General features: G+C 69.0%; 15 protein-coding genes. 3 read left to right on the forward strand and 12 right to left on the reverse strand.

Going from position 1 to position 21401, the window contains the following annotated elements:
• The first annotated feature begins 152 nt into the window (after positions 1–152).
• A complete protein-coding gene (locus AC0QSG_RS13310; RefSeq protein WP_475375739.1) occupies positions 153–3251 on the forward strand; it encodes a S8 family serine peptidase in 3099 nt (1032 codons plus the stop codon).
• A gap of 168 nt (positions 3252–3419) precedes the next feature.
• The gene (locus tag AC0QSG_RS13315) at positions 3420–4115 is read left to right on the forward strand and encodes a GntR family transcriptional regulator (protein WP_475375740.1); all 696 of its coding nucleotides are present in this window, start codon (positions 3420–3422) and stop codon (positions 4113–4115) included.
• Between the two features lie 71 nt (positions 4116–4186).
• On the opposite strand, the gene AC0QSG_RS13320 is transcribed toward AC0QSG_RS13315, so the two are convergent.
• The 7 genes from AC0QSG_RS13320 to AC0QSG_RS13350 are packed head-to-tail and all read right to left on the reverse strand — an operon-like array spanning position 4187 to position 15314.
• Complete coding sequence (locus AC0QSG_RS13320; RefSeq protein ID WP_475375741.1) at positions 4187–5638, reverse strand: MFS transporter; 1452 nt, start codon at positions 5636–5638, stop codon at positions 4187–4189.
• The gene (locus tag AC0QSG_RS13325) at positions 5635–6900 is read right to left on the reverse strand and encodes a M20 family metallopeptidase (protein ID WP_475375742.1); all 1266 of its coding nucleotides are present in this window, start codon (positions 6898–6900) and stop codon (positions 5635–5637) included. The genes AC0QSG_RS13320 and AC0QSG_RS13325 overlap by 4 nt, the downstream gene beginning before the upstream one ends.
• Entirely contained in the window at positions 6897–8117 is a 1221-nt protein-coding gene (locus AC0QSG_RS13330; protein ID WP_475375743.1) for an aminotransferase-like domain-containing protein, read from the reverse strand. The genes AC0QSG_RS13325 and AC0QSG_RS13330 overlap by 4 nt, the downstream gene beginning before the upstream one ends.
• On the reverse strand, positions 8114–9457 hold the full coding sequence (locus tag AC0QSG_RS13335; RefSeq protein WP_475375744.1) for a M24 family metallopeptidase: 1344 nt from the start codon (positions 9455–9457) through the stop codon (positions 8114–8116). The genes AC0QSG_RS13330 and AC0QSG_RS13335 overlap by 4 nt, the downstream gene beginning before the upstream one ends.
• A gap of 60 nt (positions 9458–9517) precedes the next feature.
• Positions 9518–10987 (reverse strand): NAD-dependent succinate-semialdehyde dehydrogenase, encoded by a 1470-nt coding sequence (locus tag AC0QSG_RS13340; protein WP_475375745.1) that lies wholly within the window; start codon positions 10985–10987, stop codon positions 9518–9520.
• Positions 10984–14022: an FAD-binding and (Fe-S)-binding domain-containing protein gene (locus tag AC0QSG_RS13345; protein ID WP_475375746.1), complete on the reverse strand. Its 3039-nt coding sequence runs from the start codon at positions 14020–14022 to the stop codon at positions 10984–10986. Before AC0QSG_RS13345 ends, AC0QSG_RS13340 begins: the two co-directional genes overlap by 4 nt.
• Positions 14019–15314, reverse strand: a complete 1296-nt coding sequence (locus AC0QSG_RS13350) for an aspartate aminotransferase family protein (protein ID WP_475375747.1) — start codon at positions 15312–15314, stop codon at positions 14019–14021. The genes AC0QSG_RS13345 and AC0QSG_RS13350 overlap by 4 nt, the downstream gene beginning before the upstream one ends.
• A gap of 57 nt (positions 15315–15371) precedes the next feature.
• On the opposite strand from AC0QSG_RS13350, the gene AC0QSG_RS13355 reads away from it, so the two are divergent.
• Positions 15372–16385 carry a D-2-hydroxyacid dehydrogenase gene (locus AC0QSG_RS13355; RefSeq protein WP_475375748.1) on the forward strand — a complete coding sequence of 338 codons (1014 nt, stop codon included), beginning with the start codon at positions 15372–15374 and terminating at the stop codon, positions 16383–16385.
• Here AC0QSG_RS13355 and AC0QSG_RS13360 read toward each other — a convergent pair.
• From AC0QSG_RS13360 to ehuB, 5 genes are all read right to left on the reverse strand, one after another.
• On the reverse strand, positions 16382–17668 hold the full coding sequence (locus AC0QSG_RS13360) for an aspartate kinase (RefSeq protein WP_475375749.1): 1287 nt from the start codon (positions 17666–17668) through the stop codon (positions 16382–16384). The genes AC0QSG_RS13355 and AC0QSG_RS13360 overlap by 4 nt on opposite strands.
• 225 nt (positions 17669–17893) lie before the next feature.
• Positions 17894–18742 carry an ectoine/hydroxyectoine ABC transporter ATP-binding protein EhuA gene (gene ehuA, locus AC0QSG_RS13365; protein ID WP_475375750.1) on the reverse strand — a complete coding sequence of 283 codons (849 nt, stop codon included), beginning with the start codon at positions 18740–18742 and terminating at the stop codon, positions 17894–17896.
• Entirely contained in the window at positions 18726–19394 is a 669-nt protein-coding gene (gene ehuD, locus AC0QSG_RS13370) for an ectoine/hydroxyectoine ABC transporter permease subunit EhuD (RefSeq protein ID WP_435728184.1), read from the reverse strand. Before ehuD ends, ehuA begins: the two co-directional genes overlap by 17 nt.
• Positions 19391–20119, reverse strand: coding sequence for an ectoine/hydroxyectoine ABC transporter permease subunit EhuC (gene ehuC / locus AC0QSG_RS13375; RefSeq protein WP_475375751.1), 729 nt, complete (start codon positions 20117–20119; stop codon positions 19391–19393). Before ehuC ends, ehuD begins: the two co-directional genes overlap by 4 nt.
• A gap of 86 nt (positions 20120–20205) precedes the next feature.
• Positions 20206–21126 (reverse strand): ectoine/hydroxyectoine ABC transporter substrate-binding protein EhuB, encoded by a 921-nt coding sequence (ehuB, locus tag AC0QSG_RS13380; protein ID WP_475375752.1) that lies wholly within the window; start codon positions 21124–21126, stop codon positions 20206–20208.
• Positions 21127–21401 lie beyond the last annotated feature (275 nt).

Here is a 21401-nt window from a genome sequence, read left to right on the forward strand (position 1 = left end):
TACGGAAAGTGTCAATCACTCATTTCATTTCTTGAACAGTTGAGGTACATTTCATTCAGATCCCTCCCTGTGTGAAATGGGACACGAAGGACGCCGCGGAGGACATCTCGCCCATCGGGCATCATCACCGCACCCACGAAAGGTAGCTAGTTATGGAGAACGTCTCAGCGCGGACGGGGAGGCGCCCCGTTTGGCGCGCCGCAACCGCCGTCGCCATGGGCCTGCCGCTGGTCCTGACCATGGGCCTCGGCGCCCAGCAGGCCGCCGCGGCCCCCGAAGCCGAAACGCCGGCCGTCGCGGCCTCGCCCCAGTCCTTCAAGGACGGCAACTACATCGTCGTCCTCAAGGAGGCTCCGGTTGCCAGCTACGACGGCGGGGTCCCCGGCATCGCGGCCACGCAACCGGAGCGGGGCAAGAAGCTCGACGCCGGAGACCGCAACGTCAAGGCGTACCAGGCGCACCTGAGGAAGGCGCAGAAGGCGGTCGCGAAGTCGCAGAAGGTGGCGGTCCAGCGGGACTTCACTACGGCCCTGAACGGTTTCCAGGCGAATCTGACCGCCCGTCAGGCCCAGGATCTTTCCAAGGACAAGAACGTCCTCTCGGTCAGCGAGAACGTCCAGTTCGCGCCCGACTACGCATCCGTCGACTACCTCGGGCTGCGCGGCGAAGACGGCGTGTGGGCCGAGGAGTTCAAGGGCGAGCGGAACGCCGGCCGCGGCGTCGTCGTCGGCGTGATCGACACCGGCTACCTCCCCTCCAGCCCCTACCTGGAGGGCTCGGAGGTCTCGGCGCTCCCGGGCAAGAAGAAGGCGAAGGTCGGAGAGCCGTACCGCGGCTCGGACGGCGCAATCGCCATGCTGAAGTCCGATGGCACTGTCTTCAAGGGCGAGTGCGAGGTCGGCGAGGGCTTTGACGGCTCGTTGTGCAACGACAAGGTCCTCTCCGCCCGCTACTTCGCCGACGACTTCCTGAAGTTCGTCCCCGAGGAGAAGCGCGCTCCCGAGGAGGTCATCTCCCCGGTGGACATCGGAAGCCACGGAACGCACACGGCGTCCACCGCCGCCGGCAACAACGACACGCAGCAGACCGTCAACGGGCGGGACTTCGGCACGGGGTCCGGCGTCGCACCCTCGGCGAAGGTCTCCGTCTACAAGATCTGCTGGGAAGACACCGATCCGAACACCGGCGGCTGCTACACCGCGGCTTCGGTCGCGGCGATCGAACAGGCGATCCTCGATGGCGTCGACGTCCTGAACTACTCGATCTCCGGGAACAACAACTCGGTCCTCGACCCGGTGGCCACGGCGTTCAAGAACGCCGCAGCCGCGGGCGTCTTCGTCGCCGCCTCGGCCGGCAACTCGGGCCCGACGGTCTCCACCGTCAATCACGCTTCACCGTGGCTCACCACGGTGGCCGCGTCCACGTTCTCCGCCGAACTGACCGGAACGGTCGAGATGGAGGACGGCACCAAGTACCGCGGCGTCTCGGTCGCCTCCCGCGAGGTGCTGGACACCGAACTGGTCCTCGCGGCCGACGCCGGCAGGACCGGCGCCACCAACCCCGAACTGTGCCTGCCGGACACCATCGACCCGGCCAAGGCCGAGGGCAAGATCGTGGTCTGCGACCGCGGCGTCAACGCCCGCGTCGAGAAGTCGCAGGTGGTCGGCGACGCCGGCGCCGTGGGCATGGTCCTCGTCAACCTCTCCCCGATGTCCGAGGACTCGGACATCCACGCGGTCCCGACCGTGCACATCTCCAATCCGGCCATCAAGGAACAGGTCGCGTCCAACCCGGGCATCACGGGCACCATCCGGATGACGGACACCACCGGCCTGCCCTCGGTCGAATTCCCGCAGATCGCCGGCTTCTCCTCGCGCGGCCCGACGCTCGCCGAGGGCTCCGACCTGCTCAAGCCGGACCTCGCGACCCCCGGCGTGAACGTGATGTCCGGCGTCGTTCCGGCCCGCTACAACGGCGACACCGCCGGCTTCATGTCCGGAACGTCGATGGCGTCCCCGCACGCCGCCGGCATGGGCGCGTTGATGCTCGGCAAGTACCCCACGTGGTCGCCGGCCGCCGTGAAGTCGGCCATGATGACCACGGCGTACGACGCCGTCAAGGCCGACGGTTCGGCGGATCTTGACAACTTCGCCACCGGCGCCGGCATGGCCGATCCGGGCGCGATGACCGCTCCGGGCCTGGTCTACGACAACGGCGTGGACGACTGGAACGCCATGCTGGACGGCGAGCTCGAGGCGAAGGACCTGAACCTCGCGTCCTACGCGCTGGGCAACCTGATCGGTGAAACCACGGTCACCCGCACCGTCACCGCGACCACGAAGGGCACCTACACGGCGTCGGCCGATGTTCCCGGCGTCGACGTGACGGTCAGCCCCTCGAAGCTCGCCTTCAAGAAGGCCGGCGAGTCAAAGACGTTCACCGTCACGTTCAAGCGCACGACGGCGGAGGCGGACCGGTTCGCGCACGGATCCCTCACCTGGGCCCGCGAGGGCGGCAAGGGTGGCGGCGCGACGGTGACCTCCCCGGTCAGCGTCCGGCCCGTGACCGTCCAGGCCCCCGCGGTGGCCTCGTTCGAGTCCGAGTCCGGCGAGGGTTCCGGCGTCATCGATGTCGTCGGCGGAGTCGACCGCACGGTCGACCTGTCCGTGAACGGACTCGCCAAGGCCGACAGCACCACGACGGAAAAGGTGCCTGGAGGCTCGCCCTCGGCGCGGGAGGATGCGTCCAACGGCATCAAGAACGTCACCGTTCCGGCGGGGTCCACGTCCGCGACGTTCGCGGTCAACGCGGACGACGCCACGGACGACTGGGACCTGTTCCTGATCACCCCGGCCGGCACGGTCGTTCAGGCCGCCACGGCATCGGCCAGCGAGCGCATTGTGCTCAACGCGCCGGCGGCCGGCAACTACCGGATCATCGCCAACTTGTACTCGACGTCCGATGGCGGACCGGCGACGGCCAGCATGGACTTCGTGGCGCTGGCGGACGACGCCGGCAACCTGGAGGTCTCCCCGGATCCGCTGGAGCTCGTCAACGGCGAGCCCACGGCCATCACCGCGGCCTGGTCCGGCCTCGAGTCCGGCGTGTACTTCGGCAAGATCTCGCTGGACGGCACGGGCAAGTCGATCGGCGTCCAGGTCTCCGTCGGCGGAGCGGCAGCCGCGGCGGAATCACCCGTGGTCCTGACGGGCGACGAGGCGGCGAAGCTGCCGAAGTCCTCGCTCAAGTAAACAGACCAGCACCAGCCAGTGGCGGCCACCGGACCCAGTCCGGCGGCCGCCACCGGTCTCTGCGGGTCCCTCGGGAAGCCGGACGGGTGTGACGCGTTCCTTGGCCGATGACCGTGCGGGTTGTAGGATTGTCTGCAAACCAAATGCCCCGGACCGGAAGACGATGCCATGACCACGCGCAACCCGCTCGAGCCGCTCAGGCAGGAATCAACTCCGGAAATCATTGCCCGGAAGATCCGGACCGCCATCGGCAACGGCGAGTTCGGTCCCGGGGAGCAACTGGGGGAGGCGGACCTCGCCCGGCAGCTCGGCGTGAGCCGTGGGCCCTTGCGCGAAGCCATGCAGCGGCTGGCCCAGGAGGGGCTGCTGCTCAGTATCCGCAACCGCGGGCTCTTCGTCGCGGAGCCGACGGCCGACGACGTTGCCGACATCTACCTGGCCCGCACCGCCGTCGAGCGTTCCGCCTGCCTGAAGATCATCGAACTGGACCACCGGGAGTCGGAGGTCGCCTCCGCCCTGGATCGGATCGTGGACCGCATGGAGGCGCTCGTCGTCGCCGGGAACCTGGAGCCGCGCCCGCTGTCGGAACTGGACATCGAGTTCCACGAGACCCTCGTGGATCTGGCCGGCAGCCTGCGGCTCTCGCGCATGCACGCCACGCTCGTCACCGAGACCCGGATGTGCCTGTCCGCCCTGGAGGACACCGGCTACACGCCGCAGGACCGCATTAGCGAGCACCGGGACATCGCCCGCGCCATCGGTGCTGCCGACGTCGCCCGGCTCCACGGCCTGCTGGCACGGCACATGGACTCCGCCGTGGAACAGATCGCCGGAAGCATGTTTGGCCGGGCCGAAGCCGTCTAGCTGCCGATGCAGCTTGTGGCTCCGGCCCGGCCAAAGCGGGTGCCGGTTCCCGGTGTCCCGGGCTGGCGGAACTAGCGGGACATGGCCTTGCCGGCGTCTGCCTTCTCGCGGTTGACCTGCACCCACTTGGTGCTCGGAAGCCCCAACGAGCCGGGATCGCCTGGCAGTTCCTCGTGGCGGAGGGACGCCTGTGACGTCTCGCGCATGTACAGGATGCTGACGAACCCGATGACGCCGGCGATCGCCAGGTACCAGCCCGGGATCAGCGTGTTGCCGGTGGTCTCAACGAGGTGGTTCGCCAGGGTCTGCGAGGGACCCGCGAAGAACGCCGTGGAGAAGTTGTAGCCGATCGCGAAGCCCGTGTAGCGCACGGCCGTCGGGAACAGGGCGGGCAGCGTGGAGGACACGGATGCCACCAGGATCACCAGCAGCAGGCCCAGGACGGCCAACCCGACGAACTGCAGGAACAGGTTGTCGATCCCGAGCAGCATGATCGCCGGGACCGAGAGCAGCGCGTATCCTGCGGCGGCGGCGAGCAGCAGGGGCTTGCGCCCCACCCTGTCCGATAGCGCGCCCATCGGCGGGATGGCGACCAGCATCATCGCCATGATGCCGACCAGCATCCAGTTGCCCTGGGCCGTGCTGTGGTCCAGCTGGGTGCTCAGGTAGGTGGGCATGTAGCCGAGGATCAGGTAGAACGCGACGTTCAGCAGCACGACGAAGCCCATCAGGACCACGATCTGGCGCCAGTTGCGGCGGAAGACGTCGCGGATCGGGGACTTCGTGATCTCACTGGATTCGCTGGCCTCCGCGTAGACCTCGGGTTCGTGCAGGCGCGTCCGGATGTAGAGGGCCGTCAGGCCGAGGGGAACGGTCAGCAGGAACGGCAGGCGCCACCAGCCGTCCATCATGGCCTGGTCTCCGACGATCGTGGTCAGCGACGTGCAGACGATCGCGGCCAGGATGAACCCGGTCGTGGTGCCGAACTCCAGGAAGGAGCCGAAGAAGCCGCGGCGCCGGTCGGGGGCGTACTCGGCCATGTAGACCGCGGCGCCGCCATACTCGCCGCCGGCGGAGAAGCCCTGCACCAGACGACAGACCAGCAGGAGGATCGGGGCCAGGATGCCGACGGAGGAGATGGTCGGCAGGAGACCGATCGCACCGGTGGCGACGGTCATCATGGTCACCGTCATGACCATGACCTTCTGGCGGCCGATCTTGTCGCCGAGGGGGCCGAGGATGATGCCGCCGAGCGGGCGGACCAGGAAGGACAGCGCCAGCGTCGCCAGCGTTAGCGTCACGCCGAGTCCGCCGTCCCCCTCCTCGGATCCGAAGAAGTTCACGGCCATGAAAATCGTCAGGTAGCCGTAGACGCCGTAGTCGAACCACTCGACCGCGTTGCCAAGCGCTGATCCGAGGATGGAACGCTTCAGTTCGGTCTTGCCCTCTGGGGTCTGGGGCTCGGCGCCGGGAGCGTTCGAGTCCTCCACCATTGCCTCGCCTCCGCGGGGATTCTCTTTCATAGGATCCTGCCTTCTGTTCGGACCGGGGCGCCCCGGGTGGTCGATGTGTTGGGAGTGAGCAGTCGTGTAGCCATCAGCGCGTAGGCGCGGGCGGCTGTGGCGAGTTCCTCCAGCCTGACACATTCGTCGGGCTGGTGAGCCTGGTCGTTCAGTCCGCCCGGCCCCATGACGATGGTCGGGACGCCGAAGTCGCGGGCGATGAAGCCGCCGTCGCAGGCGGCCGTCCAGCCGGCCACGCGGGAGGCCGTGCCCGCGTCGCGGAGCGCATCCGTGGAGGACCGGACCAGCGGATGGTCCGCCGGCGTCGAGAATCCGGGCATGGACATGGTGACCTCGGCGCCCACCTCGATCCCGTCTCCGTCGAATCCCGCCGCGGAAATCCGCCGCAGCAGGTTCGCGCACAGCTCCTGGGCGTCCTCGAACGGCATCAGGCGGCGGTCCACCGAAATGCGGCACTCCGGCGCCACGATCGAGGTGCCGCGGCCACCCTCGATGATGCCGACGTTCCACGACCCTGCGCCGAGCAGCGGATCGAGACTGCCCTGCAGGTCCTTGTGGTCCTCGGCGATCAGCGCGCAGATGCGGGCCGCGGCATCGATCGCGTTGCGCCCGTCGGAGGGCCGGCCGGAGTGGGCCGCACGTCCGGTGACGGCGATCTCCAGGTAGCTGTCTCCGCGGCAGGCGATGACGGTCTCGAGGTCCGTCGGTTCGGCGACGACGCACGCGGCGTACCGGTGCGGCAGGCCGGCGCGGGCCAGCGCACGGATGCCGATGCCGAGGTCCTCCTCGTCGACGGTGCACGCCAGCGTCACCGGACCGCCTCGCGGCAAGCCGGACGCCTTGAGCGCGGCCATTGCGGCGAGGACGGACGCGAGTCCGCCCTTCATGTCCGTGGAACCGCGCCCGTACAGGCGCCCGTCCTCGACGACCGGAGCGAACGGCTCCCGGCTCCAGCCCGGACCCACCGGCACGACGTCGGAATGGCCCAGGAACAGGAGTCCCTCGCCGACCGCTTCGGTGGTGGCCGGAAGCGTCAGCAGCACGTTCGGACGGCCCGGCGCGACGTCGTCGCGCAGGACCTCGAGCCCGAGCCGGCCCGCCGCCTCCTCGAGTACGACGACGGTCGCCTCCTCGGTGCCTCCCGGGTTCTCTCCGCCGGCGGCGACCAGCGCGCAGGCCAGCTCGACGAGTGCGTCGACGTCGACGGCGTCGACCAGCGCGCGTTCGGAGCCGGTCAGGCCGACCGCCTGCGTCGCGGTCATTCGGTGTCCAGTTCGGCCCGGGCCGTGTCCAGCGCGCCGGCCAGCCGGCGAACGCCTTCCTCGGTGCGCTCCGGGTTGCTGGAGGCGAAGCACACGCGGAACGCGTCCTTGAAGCGGCCCTCCGCGGACAGTGCCGGCCCCGGGATGAAGGCGACGCCTTGGGCCAGCGCGATCTCGAACAACCGGCGGGAGTCCACCGCGGCGTCCGGGCCGAGCAGGGTCACCCAGAGGAAGAACCCGCCCTCGGGGTCGGTCGTGCGGACCCGGCCGCCCAGGTGGCGCTCGATGCTCGCCGCCATCGCGGCCTTTCGGTTCTTGTATTCCTCGCGCAGCCCGGCGAGGTGCTCGTCGAGCCCTCCGCGCCGGAGGAACTCCGCGACGACGTGCTGCGCCGGGACGTTAGTGCACGTGTCCATGGCTTGCTTCGCGTTGATCACCAGCTGGCGGAGCGACGGGTCCGCGTCGATCCAGCCCACGCGCAGGCCCGGGGCCAGGATCTTGGAGAAGGTGCGGACCGAGAAGACCAGCGGGTCTTCTCCGCTGAGCTCGCGGAACCCGGGCAGGTCCTCGCCCTGGAAACGCAGCAGGCCGTAGGGGTCGTCGTCGATGATGACGGCGTTCCACTTCCGGGCCAGCTCGATCAGCCGGATCCGGCGCTCCGTGGAGAGCGTGGTCCCGGAGGGGTTCTGGAAGTTGGGGATCGTGTAGATCGCCTTCGGCTTCGTGCCGCCGGCCTCCACGAGCCGCTCGAGCTCATCGACGTCGAGGCCGTCGGCGTCCATGGGCACCTCAAGCAGCTTGGCGCCGTAGCTCAGCGCGGTGGCGGAGCCGTTGGTGTACGTCGGGGATTCGACGACGACCAGGTCCCCGGGATCCACGAACAGCTTGAACGCGATGTCCAGGCCCTGCATGCCACCGGAGGTGATGGTCACCCGGTCCTCCGTGGTGGCCTCGGCCTTGTCGGAGAAGTACTCCAGCAGCGCGTCCAGCAGGCGGGGCTCGCCCTCGCTGGCGCCGTAGGTGTATGAGGAGGCGTCGTGCACGGTGGCGGCGATGTCGTTGAAGATGTCGACCGGGACGAACTCGCTGGCGGGGGATCCCATGGCGAAGCGAACGATGTCGTGCTTCTGCGCCGCGAGCAGCGACGTGCTGGAATCGATCACGGAGCCGACCAGCGAATCCGCGCGGGCGGCCAGGGGCAGGGTGGGGAGCATCATTCGAAATCCTTGGTGTCGAGGTGGTCGTTGGCGGCGGGGAGGCCTGCGGGATCGCCGACCGTCACGACGCGGGGTGGCGCGACCCCGTGGTCCGTGACGATGGGCATTTGGCCCGTTCGGACGGCCTCGAGGCCCGAGTCGCCCGCGGGAAGCAGTCCACGCCCGAACGACGTGAACAATTCGACGCCGGTTGCGGTGACGCGGATCGATTCCGAGACCTCGTAGCCGTAGCCGTCCATCCACATGCCGCAGATCAGGTGGAACGTCATATTCTCCTGCAGGACCGTCTGGTCCTCGCTGCGGAGGCTGATGGTCCGCTCTCCCCAATCCGGCGGGTAACCGATGCCGATCGAGTAACCGAACCGCGAGGGCTTCTCGTAGCCGTACTCGAACAGGGTGAGGTTCCACGCCTGGGCGAGGTCGTACACCGGGACTCCGGCTGACACCGTCTCCAGGACGGCGGCCAGCCCGTGGTCGGCGGCGTCGGCCAAGCGCTGCACGTGGTCCGGGGCGCGTCCGGGGACGAACGTCCGGGCCATCGGCACGTGGTAGCGGCGGTGGGCGCCGGCCAGTTCCACGATGACCGCCTGGTCCTTCTTCAGGCGGTCGTCGTTCCAGGTCAGGTGCGGGGTGTCGGCGGATTCGCCGGTCGGCAGCATGGGCACGATCGCGGGGTAGTCGCCGCCCGCGTCGAGGCTGCCAGCGGCCTGTGCCGCCGAGATCGCCGCGGCGACGTCGCATTGTCGCACGCCGACGTCGATTGCCTCCCGGGCGGCCTGCATGGCCAGGGTCGTGACGGACGCGGCCTTGCGCATGAGGTCGATTTCCGCGGGGGACTTGACCGCGCGGACCCAGTTCACGAGTTCGAAGCTGTCCACCAGCGTCCACTCCGGGAGGGCGTTGACCAGGGCGCGGTAGGCCTTCGGGGTGAAGAAGCTCGCGTCCATCTCCAGACCGACGCAGCCGCGCGAGGCGCGGGCCACCAGTTGCCGCCGGCGCATCGAGTAGGCGACCCAGTCGAACGGGTGGACGTGCGGGCGCTGGATGTAACTCTCCGGGTAGCCCACGATGTTCTCCGGGGGCAGCCAGCTGGTCCGGAACGCGCCGTGCGCGTCCATTTCCCGTGCGTAGAGGACCATCTCGCCCTCCTCCGGGACGAAGACCATCTGCGGCGTGTAGAACGACCACGCGTTGTACCCGGTCAGGTAGTAGATGTTGGCGGGGTCCGTCACGATCAGGGCGCTGAGGCCCTGCTCCTGCATGCGTGCCCGCACGGCTGCGAGCCGCGCGACGTATTCATCGCCGGTGAACGCTTGGATGGCGATGCCGTCACTTGCCATGCGTTGTCCTTTCGGGTTTCTGTGGGTTGGAGTGCGGTTTGACGTACAGGGTAGGGACGGTTAGCGGGGCATGGCCATGTATTTGGTCTCCAAAAATTCCTCGATGCCCACGCGGCCGCCTTCGCGCCCCAGTCCGGAGGCCTTGATGCCGCCGAAGGGCGCCGCCGGGTTGGACACGATCCCGGTGTTCAGGCCCACCATGCCGACTTCGAGGGCGTCGCCGACGCGGAACGCCCGGTCCAGATCGGACGTGAACAGGTAGCCCGCCAGGCCCCAGGGGGTGTCGTTCGCGAGGCGGACCACGTCCTCCTCGGTGTCGAACGGGATGACCGGGGCGACGGGTCCGAAGATCTCCTCCGACATCAGGTTGGCGTCGGCCGGGACACCGGACAGGACGGTCGGGTTGTAGAAGTAGCCGGCGCCGTCGGGGCTGTTGCCGCCGCACACGACCGTCGCCCCGCGGGTGACGGCGTCGTCGACGAGCTCCTGGACCTTGTCCAGCGCCTTGCGCTCCACCAACGGTCCGACGTCGGTGCCCGCGGCCGCGCCGTCGCCCACGGTCAGGGAGCCCATGCGTTCGGCGAGCCGCCGGGAGAACTCGTCGGCGACGGGGCGCTGGACGAAGATCCGGTTGGCGGCGGTGCAGGCCTCGCCCATGTTCCGCATCTTGGCGGCCAGGGCCCCCTCGACGGCGCGGTCCAGGTCGGCGTCCTCGAAGACCAGCAGCGGGGCGTTTCCGCCGAGCTCCATCGAGGACCGCATCACGTGCTGCGCGGCCTGCTCCAGCAGCCGGACGCCGACGCCGGTGGATCCGGTGAAGCTGATCTTGCGGGCGATGCCGCTCTCCATCCAGGGCGTCACGACGGTTCCCGCGCTGGTGGTCGGGACCACGTTCAGGACTCCGGCGGGAAGCCCGGCCTCCACGAGGATGCCGACGAGGGCGAGGGAGGACAACGGCGTCAGGTTGGCCGGCTTGAACACCATGGTGCAACCCGCCGCGATGGCCGGCCCGATCTTGCGCGTGCCCATGGCCAGCGGGAAGTTCCACGGCGTGATGAGGACGCAGGGGCCCACCGGCTCCTTGGAGACCATGATGCGGTTCTTGCCGTCGCCGGTGGTGGTCATGTCGCCACCGATGCGCACGGCCTCCTCCGAGAACCAGCGGAAGAACTCGGCGGCGTAGGCCACCTCGCCCTTCGCCTCGGCCAGCGGCTTGCCCATCTCGGTGGTCATGAGCAGGGCGAGCTCGTCCTGGCGGGCCATGATCAGGTCGTAGGCACGGCGCAGGATCTCGCTGCGGACGCGGGGGGCGGTGCGGGCCCAGTCCTTCTGGGCGCGGCCGGCGGCCTCGATGGCCAGGCGGGCGTCCTCGGCGTTGCCGTTGGCGACGGTGGCGATGGTCTCCTCGGTGGCGGGGTTGACGACGTCGAACCGCTTCCCGGAGGTGGACTCGACCCACTGTCCGTCGATGAACAGGTCCGTGCGGATGCCGGCCACTGCCGGTGCCTCGTGGTTCTGCAGCGTGGTCATGGCTTCTCCTTGGTCTGTTTGGTGCTTGTTTCGGGGGTGGTTGGTTTTACGGGGGTGGTTCGGCGGCCCGGGTCCAGCAGCTCGGCCAGATGGAGCCCGGCGCGTTCGGAATCGAGTTGCTGGACCTGCATGGTGCAGGAAAAGCCGTCGGCGAGCACCGGCGCGGCGGTCTCGGAGGCCAGCGCCGGGGCCAGCGATTGTTCGGCGACCTTCATCGAGAGGTCGTAGTGCTCCTTCTCGAATCCGAAGTTGCCGGCGACGCCGCAACAGCCGGTCGCCTCCACGACGTCGGGAACCCCGACGGCCGCCAGCGCCTTGCGCTGGGTGGTGGCGCCGAACACCGAGTACTCGTGGCAGTGCGTCTGCACCACCACGCGCTCCGGCAGGTCCGTGGCCGGCGCCGGCAGGGTGCCGGCGGCGGCCAGGGTGGACACGTGCCCGGCGAAGCTGCGGATGCGCGCGGCGACCCGCTTGGCCTGGTCGGTGTGCACCAGTTCGGGGAGGTCCTTGCGCAGCGCCGCCGCGCACGAGGGTTCGACGACGACGATCGGGCGGTCCGTGCCGTCGTCGAGCGCCGCGGCCGCGTGCGCGAGCTTCCGCTTGGCCGTGTCCAGCTGCCCGGTGGATATCCACGTCAGTCCGCAGCAGGCGTCGGCGGAGCACTCGACCGCGTCCCCGGAGCCCGCCAGCACCCGGGCCGCCGCGCCGGCGACCCGGGGGCGGAACCCCCGGGTGAACGTGTCCACGAACAACACGACGCCGGAGTCCCCGCCCGCCGTGCGGCCGTCGGTCGCGCCGGCGTCGCGCACCTCGCGGCGCCACGCGGAGGCGCCGGCGAAGCGCGGCATGGCGCGCTTGGCGGTGACGCCGGCGAGCGGCGCCAGGCGGGCCAGGGGCGTGGCGAGCACGGCGTTCACGAGCGGGGCCACCGGGCCGGCGAGCCTGAGCCAGAGCGGCAGCCATCCGAGCGAATAGTGGGCCGCCGGACGTCGCCGGCCCTCGTAGTAGTGCGAGAAGAACTCGGACTTGTACGTGGCCATGTCCACCCCGGTGGGGCAGTCGGACGAGCACGCCTTGCAGGACAGGCAGAGGTCCAGCGCCTCGCGGACGTCCTCGGACTTCCAGCCCTCGGCGACCGTCGCCGCGCCGCGGACCATGTCCTGCAGCACCCGGGCGCGTCCGCGGGTGGAGTCCTTTTCGTCGCCCGTCGCCCGGTAGCTGGGGCACATGACCCCGCCCGACGGCGTGCGGCAGCGTCCCACGCCGATGCAGCCCTGGACGGCGTGCACGAAGTCGTCCAGCTTCCCCGGCTGGTCCGTTTCCGGGTGCGCGGGTTCGTTGGCGGCCACGGAATCGTTCCCGTGGCCGCCGAGCGGGCGCAGGTCGAAGCTGGTACGCCATTCGCGGTCCGGCACGCCCTCGAGCGCGAGGTTCTCGTCGATGGCGTCCGGTTCGGTCAGCGATCCGGGATTGAGGATCGCGTCCGGGTCCCAGGCCGCACGGAAGGCGCGGAACGCCTCCATGAGGGCGGGGGAGTACATCAGGGGCAGGAACTCGGAACGCGCGCGGCCGTCGCCGTGCTCGCCGGAGAGCGATCCGCCGTGCGCGACCACCAGTTCCGCGGCGTCGCGGGTGAACGCCCGGAAGACGCGGCGTCCGGCGTCGCTGCGCAGGTCGTAGGTGATGCGCACGTGCATGCATCCGGCTCCGAAGTGCCCGTACATCACTCCGGTGAGTCCGTGGCGTTGCAGCAGGTCGCGGAAGTCGGCGAGGTAGTCGGCGAGGTTTTCCGGCGCGACGGCGGAGTCCTCCCAGCCGGGCCAGGATTCCCCGCCGGTGTGAAGGCGCGCGGACAGCCCGGCGCCGTCCTCGCGGACGCGCCAGAGCCCGGCGCGTTCGGCGGCGTCCGGGACGGCCCGCCCGTCGACCATGCGTCCCTTCCCGCGCAGTGCCTCCAGCAGTGCCTCGGCCTTGTCCTCGACGGCCTTCGGGTCCGTCCCGTCCAGACCGATGTACAGCCAGGCGCGGCCGGCGGGGAGTCCGGTGACGGAGTCGTCGCCGCGGCGGAAACGCATGGTCTCGACGATCGCGTCGTCGATCCCCTCGACCGCGGCGGGGTCGAAGCCCAGGATCGTCGGCACGTCGCGGGCCGCTTCCACGACGTCCGGGTAGCCGACGCACAGCAGCAGCTGGCTGGCCGGCTTGGGGACCAGACGCACGCGGGCGCGTACGACGACGGCGCAAGTGCCCTCAGAGCCGACGAGCGCGCGGGCCACGTCGAATCCGTTCTCGGGCAGCAGGTGGTCCAGATGGTAGCCGGAGACTTGGCGCTGGATGCGTCCCAGTCCCACGCGGATGTCCCCGAGGTTCGCCGCGGCGAGGTCCCGCAGCCCGGCGGACAGTTCGGCGGCGCGCCGGACGGACGCCGCGTCTGTCGAATCGGTGGCGCGCAGCCCGGTGCGGTGCGCGGTGAGGCGTGCGCCGTCGGACGTGACGACGTCGAGCTCCTCGACGTGGTCGCTGGTGCGGCCGTAGCGCACCGAGTGGTTGCCGCAGGCGTCGTTGCCGATCGCGCCGCCGACCGTGGCGCGGGCCTTGGTGGAGGGGTCGGGGGCGAACGTGAGCCGGTTTCCCGTGCGGCGTTCGACCTCGGCGGACAGCGTCGCCAGGATCACGCCCGGCTCCACATCCACGGTCATGGCGTCCTCGTCGATGGCGCCGATGCCGGTGAGGTGTCGGGAGAAGTCAAGTACGACGCCGGGCCCGATCGCGTTGCCGGCCATCGACGTTCCCGCTCCGCGGCCGACGAGCGGCGTGCCCGAGGCGCGGCACGCGGCCATGGCGCGCACGACGTCGTCGGTCGAGGCGGGGAAGACGACGGCGACCGGCGGGACCCGGTAGTTGGAGGCGTCGTAGGAGTACTCGGCGAGGCGGCGCGAACTGTCGTCGGGCGCCAGCCCCGCGCCGCGCAGCCGGTCGAGGACGGACGAGCCGTTCGACGGCGCCTGCGCGGCAGCGGTGTGGAGCGAAGTCATCGGTAGGAGGGCTCTCCGAAGACGGGGTCGGCCGTGGCGGCGTCCGCCACGGTGCCCAGGGCGGCCTCGAAACGGGCCAGGCCCGTGGAGATCTCGTCCTCGGTGACGACGAGGGCCGGGATCAGGCGGACGACGTTGCCCGCGGGACCACAGGTCAGCGTCAGGAGGTCCTGCTCCGTGGTGGCCTGCTGGACGGCGGTCGCGGTGGCCGCGTCGGGCTTTCCGTCGGCGCCGGTGAACTCGATGCCCTGCATCAGGCCCAGCCCGCGCACGTTGCCGATGGCGGGAAAGCGCTCCTGGATGCGCAACAGGCCGGCCTGCAGCTGGTCGCCGCGGAGCCGGGAGTTCTCGACGAGGCCCTCCTCCTGGACGACGCCGAGCGTGGCGACGCCGGCCGCGGCGGAGACGGCGTTGCCGCCGTACGTGCCGCCCTGGGATCCGGGCCATCCCTTGGACATGGTCTCCGTGGACGCGGCGATCGCGGAGATCGGGAAGCCGGAGGCGATGCCCTTGGCCGTGACGATGATGTCCGGCTCGGCCGAGGAGAACTGGTGTCCCCAGAAACGGCCCATGCGTCCGACGCCGGCCTGCACCTCGTCGATGATGAGCTGGATCCCGTGGTGCGTGGCGCGCTCGCGCAGGCCCTCGAGAAACGCCGGGGGCGTGGGCAGGTAGCCGCCGTCGCCCAGGGCGGGCTCGATCAGGAAGGCGGCGGTGTCGTTGGGGGCGGTGCGGGTCTGCAGGAGGTAGTCCAGTTCCTGCAGGGCGAAGGCCACCGCGGTGTCCTCGTCCCACCCGTAGCGGTAGGCGTAGGGGAACGCGGACATGTGGACGCCGGCCATCAGCGGCGCGAAGCCCGCGGAGAACTTGGTGCCGGCGGTCGTGAGCGATGCGGCGGCGACCGTGCGGCCGTGGAACCCGCCCTGGAAGACGACGATGTTGGGGCGGCCCGTGGCCATGCGGGCAAGGCGGACGGCGGCCTCGACGGCCTCCGAGCCGGAGTTGGCGTAGAAGACGGAGTCGAGTCCCGTGGGCAGGACCTCGCCCAGCTTGTCGGTGAGCTCCAGCAGCGGCCGGTGCATCACGGTGGTGTACTGCGCGTGGATGATCTTGCCGGCCTGTTCCCGGGCGGCGGCGACCACCTTCGGGTGGCAGTGGCCGGTGCTGGTCACGCCGATGCCGGTCGTGAAGTCGAGGTAGGAACGTCCGTCGGTGCCGTAAATCCAGGAGCCGAGGGCGTGGTCCACCATTACGGGGGTGGCTTGTTTCAGGAGGGGGCTCAGGCTTGTCATGAGTTCTATGTTGCACATCACACGGCATGATTGTCAACAATCTACCAATGCCGTAGCGTGGAGGGCGTGAAGAGCAATGAAACACGGCCGCGACTGGCCGTCCTGACCGCACCCGGAGTCCCGGAACCGCACAACATCGACGCCATCCGGGCACGGGCCGACGTCGTCCTGACCGACGCCGACCACCTGGCCGCGGCGCTCGCCGGAACGGACGCGGTCCTGCTGTGGGACTTTTTCAGCTCGGCGTTGCGCGACGCCTGGCCGGGGGCCGACCGGTTGGAGTGGGTGCACGTGGCCGCGGCCGGCGTGGACGCGATCATGTTCGACGAGCTCCGGGACTCCGACGTGCTCCTGACCAATGCCCACGGCTTCTTCGATGTGCCGATCGCGGAGTTCGTGCTGGCCTCGGTCATGGCCCACCAGAAGCAGCTCCACGCCAGCAAGTCGCTGCAGCGCGACGGCGTGTGGCGGCACCGGGAACCGACGGCGACCCGCGGTTCGCGCGCGCTCGTGGTGGGCACCGGGGGAATCGGGCGGGCCACCGCCCGGCTGCTGCACGCAGTCGGCATGGAGGTGCGCGGGGCTGGACGCACGGCCCGCACGGACCACCCGGACTTCGGCACCGTGGTCGACAGCGCGGACCTCGCCGAGCACGTCGGCTGGGCGGACCACGTCGTGCTGGCGGCGCCGCTGACCCCGCAGACCGCCGGAATCGTGGATGCGGCCGTGCTGGCCGCGATGGCCCCGCACGCGCACCTCGTCAACATCGGGCGCGGAGCCCTCGTGGACGAGCCCGAACTGGAGCGGGCGCTGCGGGACGGAGGCATCGCGGCGGCGTCGCTGGACGTCTTCACCGTGGAGCCGCTACCTGCGGACCACGCGTTCTGGGAGATGCCGAATGTCCACGTCTCGGCCCACATGTGCGGTGACGTGGTGGGGTGGCGGGACGCCTTGGCGGACCAGTTCCTGGAGAACCTGGACGCCTATGTGGCCGGCGAGCCGCTCGGGAACGTGGTGGACAAGGAACGCGGCTACGTGCCGGCGCCCACGTCCACCCGGGCCGGGGCCTAGCGGCCGGTTCCGCCGTAGACCGTGGCCTCGGCTTCGCCGTCCAGGTCGAAGGCGCCGTGCACGGCGCGGACCGCGGTGTCCAGCAGCGCGGCGTCGGTGACCACGGAGATGCGGATTTCGGAGGTGGAGATCATGTCCACGTTGACGCCCGCCTGGTGCAGTGCCTCGAAGAAGCGGAACGAGACGCCCGGGTTGGAGCGCATGCCGGCGCCGATGAGGGAGAGCTTGCCGACGTTGTCGTTGTAGGAGATGTCCTCGAATCCGATCTCGGCCTGCGCCTGCCGCAGTGCGGCGATCGCGTCCTTGCCCTCGACGATCGGCAGCGTGAAGGAGATGTCCGTCTTGCCGGTCTCGGCCTTCGAGATGTTCTGCACGATCATGTCGATGTTGACGTTGGCGCCGGCGATGACGCGGAAGATCTCCGCGGCCGAGCCGGGGACGTCGGGGACGCCCGTGACGGTGACCTTGGCTTCGGAGCGGTCGTGCGCGACGCCGGAGATGATGGGCTGTTCCATGGGTGCTCCCTCTTCGATCTTGATCTGGTCGTCGGGGTTGGGCTGGACCCAGGTCCCCTCGTTGTTGCTGAAGGACGAACGCACGTGCAGCGGCACCCCGAAGCGTCGCGCGTACTCCACGCAGCGCAGGTGCAGGATCTTGGCGCCCGAGGCGGCCATCTCCAGCATTTCCTCGGAGGAGATGAGGTCCAGCTTCTGGGCCGAGGGGACGATGCGCGGGTCCGCCGTGTAGATGCCGTCGACGTCGGTGTAGATCTCGCAGACGTCCGCATCCAGGGCGGCGGCCAGAGCCACGGCGGTGGTGTCCGATCCTCCGCGGCCCATGGTCGTGATGTCGTTGGATTCCTTGGCCATGCCCTGGAATCCGGCGACGATGGAGACGTAGCCGCGGTCGATCGCGCGGCGCACGCGGTGCGGCGAAACGTCGATGATGCGGGCCTTGCCGTGGATCGAGTCGGTGATCATTCCGGCCTGGCTCCCGGTGAAGGAAACGGCTTTGCCGCCGAGGCTGTTAATGGACATCGCCAACAGGGCCATGGAGATCCGCTCGCCGGCGGAGAGGAGCATGTCCATCTCCCGCGCGGGCGGCTCGTCGGTCAGCTGGCCGGCGAGGTCGAGGAGTTCGTCGGTGCTGTCGCCCATCGCGGAGACGACAACAACGACGTCGTTCCCGGCGGCCTGGGTGTCAATAATCCGGCGGGCGACGCGTTTGATGCCCTCGGCATCCGACACGGAAGAACCGCCGAACTTTTGGACAATGAGGCTCATGGGACAGCACACTCCACGGGGGTAGGGAATTGGGTAGACTGCGCCGACGTTCCCGGCGCATGCATTTTTCAGTGTAGCGAGGCCGTTTCGGGCCCCGGGGATTCGTGACCGCACGGGGTCACATTGACTGGCAATGTCATACGAGGTGATGTATTCGCAGGCATGCGTGTGCGCAGCACGCCGGCGCCCCCAAGCGTGTGGACGTGCCGGTGTCGCACACCGGATCTAGTGCGTGCCGATCGTCCCCTCGGCGCCGCCGAGCACTGCGCGCAGGAACGCCTGGCTGCGTTCGTGCTTCGGGTTGCTGAACATGACGTCGGGGGCGGCCTCCTCGACGATCTTGCCGCCGTCGAACATCAGGACGCGATTGGAGACGTCGCGTGCGAACTGCATCTCGTGGGTGACGATCAGCATGGTGATATCCGTGGTCTCCGCGATGTGGCGCAGGATGCCCAGCACTTCGCCGACGATTTCCGGGTCCAGCGCGCTGGTGACCTCGTCCAGCAACAGGATCTCGGGGTCCATGGCCAGCGCGCGGGCGATCGCGACGCGCTGCTGCTGGCCGCCGGAGAGCGACGTCGGGTGCTGATCCGCCTTGTCCGCCAGCCCCACCTTCTCCAGCAGGGAGCGGGCGTTGGCCGTGGCCTCCGCCTTGGACTGGCCCAGCACGTGCACCGGCGCCTCGATGATGTTCTCCAGCACGGACATGTTGGGGAACAGGTTGAACTGCTGGAAGACCATGCCGATCCGTTGGCGGATCCGCTTCTGCTCCTTGGGGCTGCGCTCCACGCGCTTTCCGTTGCGCTCCTCGTGGGTGAGGGGCTCGCCGTCGATGAAGATGAAGCCGTCGGTGGCCTTCTCGAGGGTCATGACCAGGCGGAGGATCGTGGTCTTGCCGGAGCCGGAGGGCCCGATCAGCGTGACGCGGTCGCCCTTGGACACGGAGAAGTTCAGGTCCTTCAGGACCACGTTGTCACCGAAGCGCTTTTCGACGTCGCGGAACTCGATGACCGGCGTTCCGCCGGCCGCCGGGGACGGGGTGGCCGTCGCGGACGACTCAGGTGTTGAAGGCAAGGCGCTTTTCCAATCTGCCGATGAGGAGTGAGGTGGGGTAGCTGGCCAGCAGGAAGATGATGCCGACCAGGGTGATGGCCTCGACGTAGCGGAAGGCGTTGCCGCCGTAGATCAGGCCGGCGTTGACGAGTTCGACCACGCCGATCACCAGGAGGAACGGAGTGTCCTTGAACATCGAGACGGCGTAGTTGCCCAACGCGGGAATGGTGGCGCGCAGGGCCTGCGGGACGATCACGGCGGTCCAGGTGCGCCCCGCCGACATCGACAGGGCAGTGGTGGCCTCCCACTGTCCCTTGGGCACCGAATCGATGCCCGCGCGGTAGACCTCCGACATGTACGTGGAGTAGTGGACACCGAAGATGATGATGCCAATGGTGAGGGCCTCGAGGTTCAGGAACGCGTAGTACGCGAACAACAGCTGCACCACGATCGGTGTCATGCGGATGAAGTTGGCGATCCATTTGACGGTGACGGCGATCGGCTTGGGAGCCACGCGCATCACGATGGCGATGGCGAGACCGAGGACCGCCGCGATCAGGGTGCTCAGCACGGTGACCAGCAGGGTGACCTCGAGGAAGGCCATCAGCAGGATCGGCAGGGAATCCCAGGTGGCGTCCCAGTTCCAATCGACGGCGGCGGGAACGGCGATCATGCGGCGACTCCGCTCTGGGTGGTGGGCGTCGGCGCGGGACTGAGGATCGAGCGCAACGACTTGCCCTGGCCGAGTTTGTGCTTGGCGTGCCGCTCCAAGGCGTTCATCAGCAGCGTGAGCACCAGCGCAATGAGGAAGTACGTAATCAGCCCCACCAGTGCGTAGGCGAAGAACGTGTCGGTGACGCGCTTGAGCTGGTCGAGCTGGAACGTGAAGTCGGCGATCGTGATGAAGCTGACGATCGCGGTGCCCTTCATCAGGTGGATGAGCAGGTTGTTGAGCGAGGGGATCATCAGGGCCCATGCCTGCGGAAAGATGATGCGCCGCATGCGCTTGACCTTGCCCAGGCTCAGCGCGGTGGTGGCTTCCCACTGGCCGGCCGGGACGGAATTGAGCGAACCCCGGACGACCTCGGCACCGTAGGCACCGTAGTTTAGCCCCAGCCCCAGCACGCCGCAGACCAGCGGGTGTAGGTCAACCCCGAGCTGGGGGAGGACGAAAAACAGGAAAAAGAGTTGAACCACCAGCGACGTGCCGCGGAAGAACTCGACGACCACGCGGGCCGGAATCCGGACCAGCTTGGATCGGTGCGAGGACATCAGGCCCAGGACCACGGCTATGGCGAAGGCGAGGATTGCACCCAGGGCGGTGAGCTCGAGGGTGATCCAGATCCCGTTGAGCAGGCGCGGCATGGCCTCGCCGAGCGCCTCGAATTTCTCGTCCACGGCGGACGGACTCCTTTGCTAGGGGGCTGTGGGGACCACGGTGCGCGTGGACCCCGGCGGCGCCGGGGTCCACGGGATTGTCGCTGCTAACCCACCTCGCCCGAGCAAAGCTGCTCGGTGGTGAGGTCCTCGGGCGCCAGGTTTTCGGCGGTGAATCCGAATTCGCCCACCACGTCGAGGTAGGTTTCCTCCGACTCGGTGATCTTGGCCAGACCCTCGTTGTAGGCCTCACGGAGTTCGTCGTCGTCCTGGTGGAAGACCGTGGATCCCGCCCCGACCTGCGGCGTGCCGTCGATGGTCTGCTCGAAGGCCTCGGTGACCTCGACCCCGGCGTCGGGGTTCTGGTCGGCCATGAAGTTCAGCGAGATGGCCGTCATGGCGAAGGCGTCGGCGCGGCCGTTGGCTACCGTGTCCATGCCGGTCTGGGCGTCTGGGACGGACTGCACGTCGAGTCCGAGGCTGTCCGCGTAGCCGGCTTCGATGCCTCCCGCGAGGACCGCCAGCTTCACATCGCCCTTGTCCACCACGGAGTCGAGATCGGTCAGTTCCATGGGGTTGCCCTCTTGGACCATCAGCGCGGTGGTGTACATGATCTCGGGGTCCGCGAAGTCGGCCTGTTCGCAGCGTTCGGGAAGAATGGACATTCCGGCGCTCACGGCATCGAAGCGACCCGCGTTGAGCCCGGGGATCAGCGAGTTCCAGTCGACGAGCACGGTCTCGACGTTGTCGATGCCCATCTCGCCGAAGATCTGCTCGGCCAGGGCGATGGTGGCGCCCGTCGGCTCCCCGCCCTCCTCGTAGGAATAGGGGGCCTCGCCGGCGATGGCGACCGTGATGGTGCCGGCCTCCTGGAGCGCCTCAAGCTTGTTGTCTCCGGCGGGTGCCGCCGCGCTGCCGCCACCCTCGCTCTCGGTTGTCGTGGAACCGCCACAGGCGGTCAGCGCGAGCGAGAGCGAAGCCAGGATCGAGCCGGCGGCGAGCGCCCGGCGTCGTTGGTTGCTGTTCATGATGTGCCCCTTCAGCGGATTATCAACGGTGCGGCGGCCACGGCGCGGCCTGTGATTAGTGCCACGCTATCGATCTGACAGCCACTTTACAATCCGTCTGTCCTCATGTCCTTTTGTCGACAACCCCGGGGTCCTTGTGCTTAGATGCCAGTATTGGCGCGGATTTCCGCGACATCCTGCGGAAGGTTCCGTCCGTTCCGACGGCGGAGGGCCCGCGGTCACGATTAAGTTACGATCACTGGTGGTCACCGCCCGGAACGCCCCTGTTCCCCGAT

The sequence above is a fragment of the Arthrobacter sp. LT660 genome (assembly GCF_056172845.1).

Coding starts and splice junctions, on each gene's coding strand:
- AC0QSG_RS13325 (WP_475375742.1), bottom strand. CDS start 6,900: ATGACCGCGACGCAGGCGGTCGGCCTGACCGGCTCCGAACGCGCGCTG.
- AC0QSG_RS13330 (WP_475375743.1), bottom strand. CDS start 8,117: ATGATGCTCCCCACCCTGCCCCTGGCCGCCCGCGCGGATTCGCTGGTC.
- AC0QSG_RS13310 (WP_475375739.1), top strand. CDS start 153: ATGGAGAACGTCTCAGCGCGGACGGGGAGGCGCCCCGTTTGGCGCGCC.
- AC0QSG_RS13360 (WP_475375749.1), bottom strand. CDS start 17,668: ATGAGCCTCATTGTCCAAAAGTTCGGCGGTTCTTCCGTGTCGGATGCC.
- AC0QSG_RS13340 (WP_475375745.1), bottom strand. CDS start 10,987: ATGACCACGCTGCAGAACCACGAGGCACCGGCAGTGGCCGGCATCCGC.
- AC0QSG_RS13345 (WP_475375746.1), bottom strand. CDS start 14,022: ATGACTTCGCTCCACACCGCTGCCGCGCAGGCGCCGTCGAACGGCTCG.
- AC0QSG_RS13350 (WP_475375747.1), bottom strand. CDS start 15,314: ATGACAAGCCTGAGCCCCCTCCTGAAACAAGCCACCCCCGTAATGGTG.
- ehuD (WP_435728184.1), bottom strand. CDS start 19,394: ATGATCGCCGTTCCCGCCGCCGTCGATTGGAACTGGGACGCCACCTGG.
- AC0QSG_RS13320 (WP_475375741.1), bottom strand. CDS start 5,638: ATGAAAGAGAATCCCCGCGGAGGCGAGGCAATGGTGGAGGACTCGAAC.
- ehuB (WP_475375752.1), bottom strand. CDS start 21,126: ATGAACAGCAACCAACGACGCCGGGCGCTCGCCGCCGGCTCGATCCTG.
- AC0QSG_RS13315 (WP_475375740.1), top strand. CDS start 3,420: ATGACCACGCGCAACCCGCTCGAGCCGCTCAGGCAGGAATCAACTCCG.
- AC0QSG_RS13335 (WP_475375744.1), bottom strand. CDS start 9,457: ATGGCAAGTGACGGCATCGCCATCCAAGCGTTCACCGGCGATGAATAC.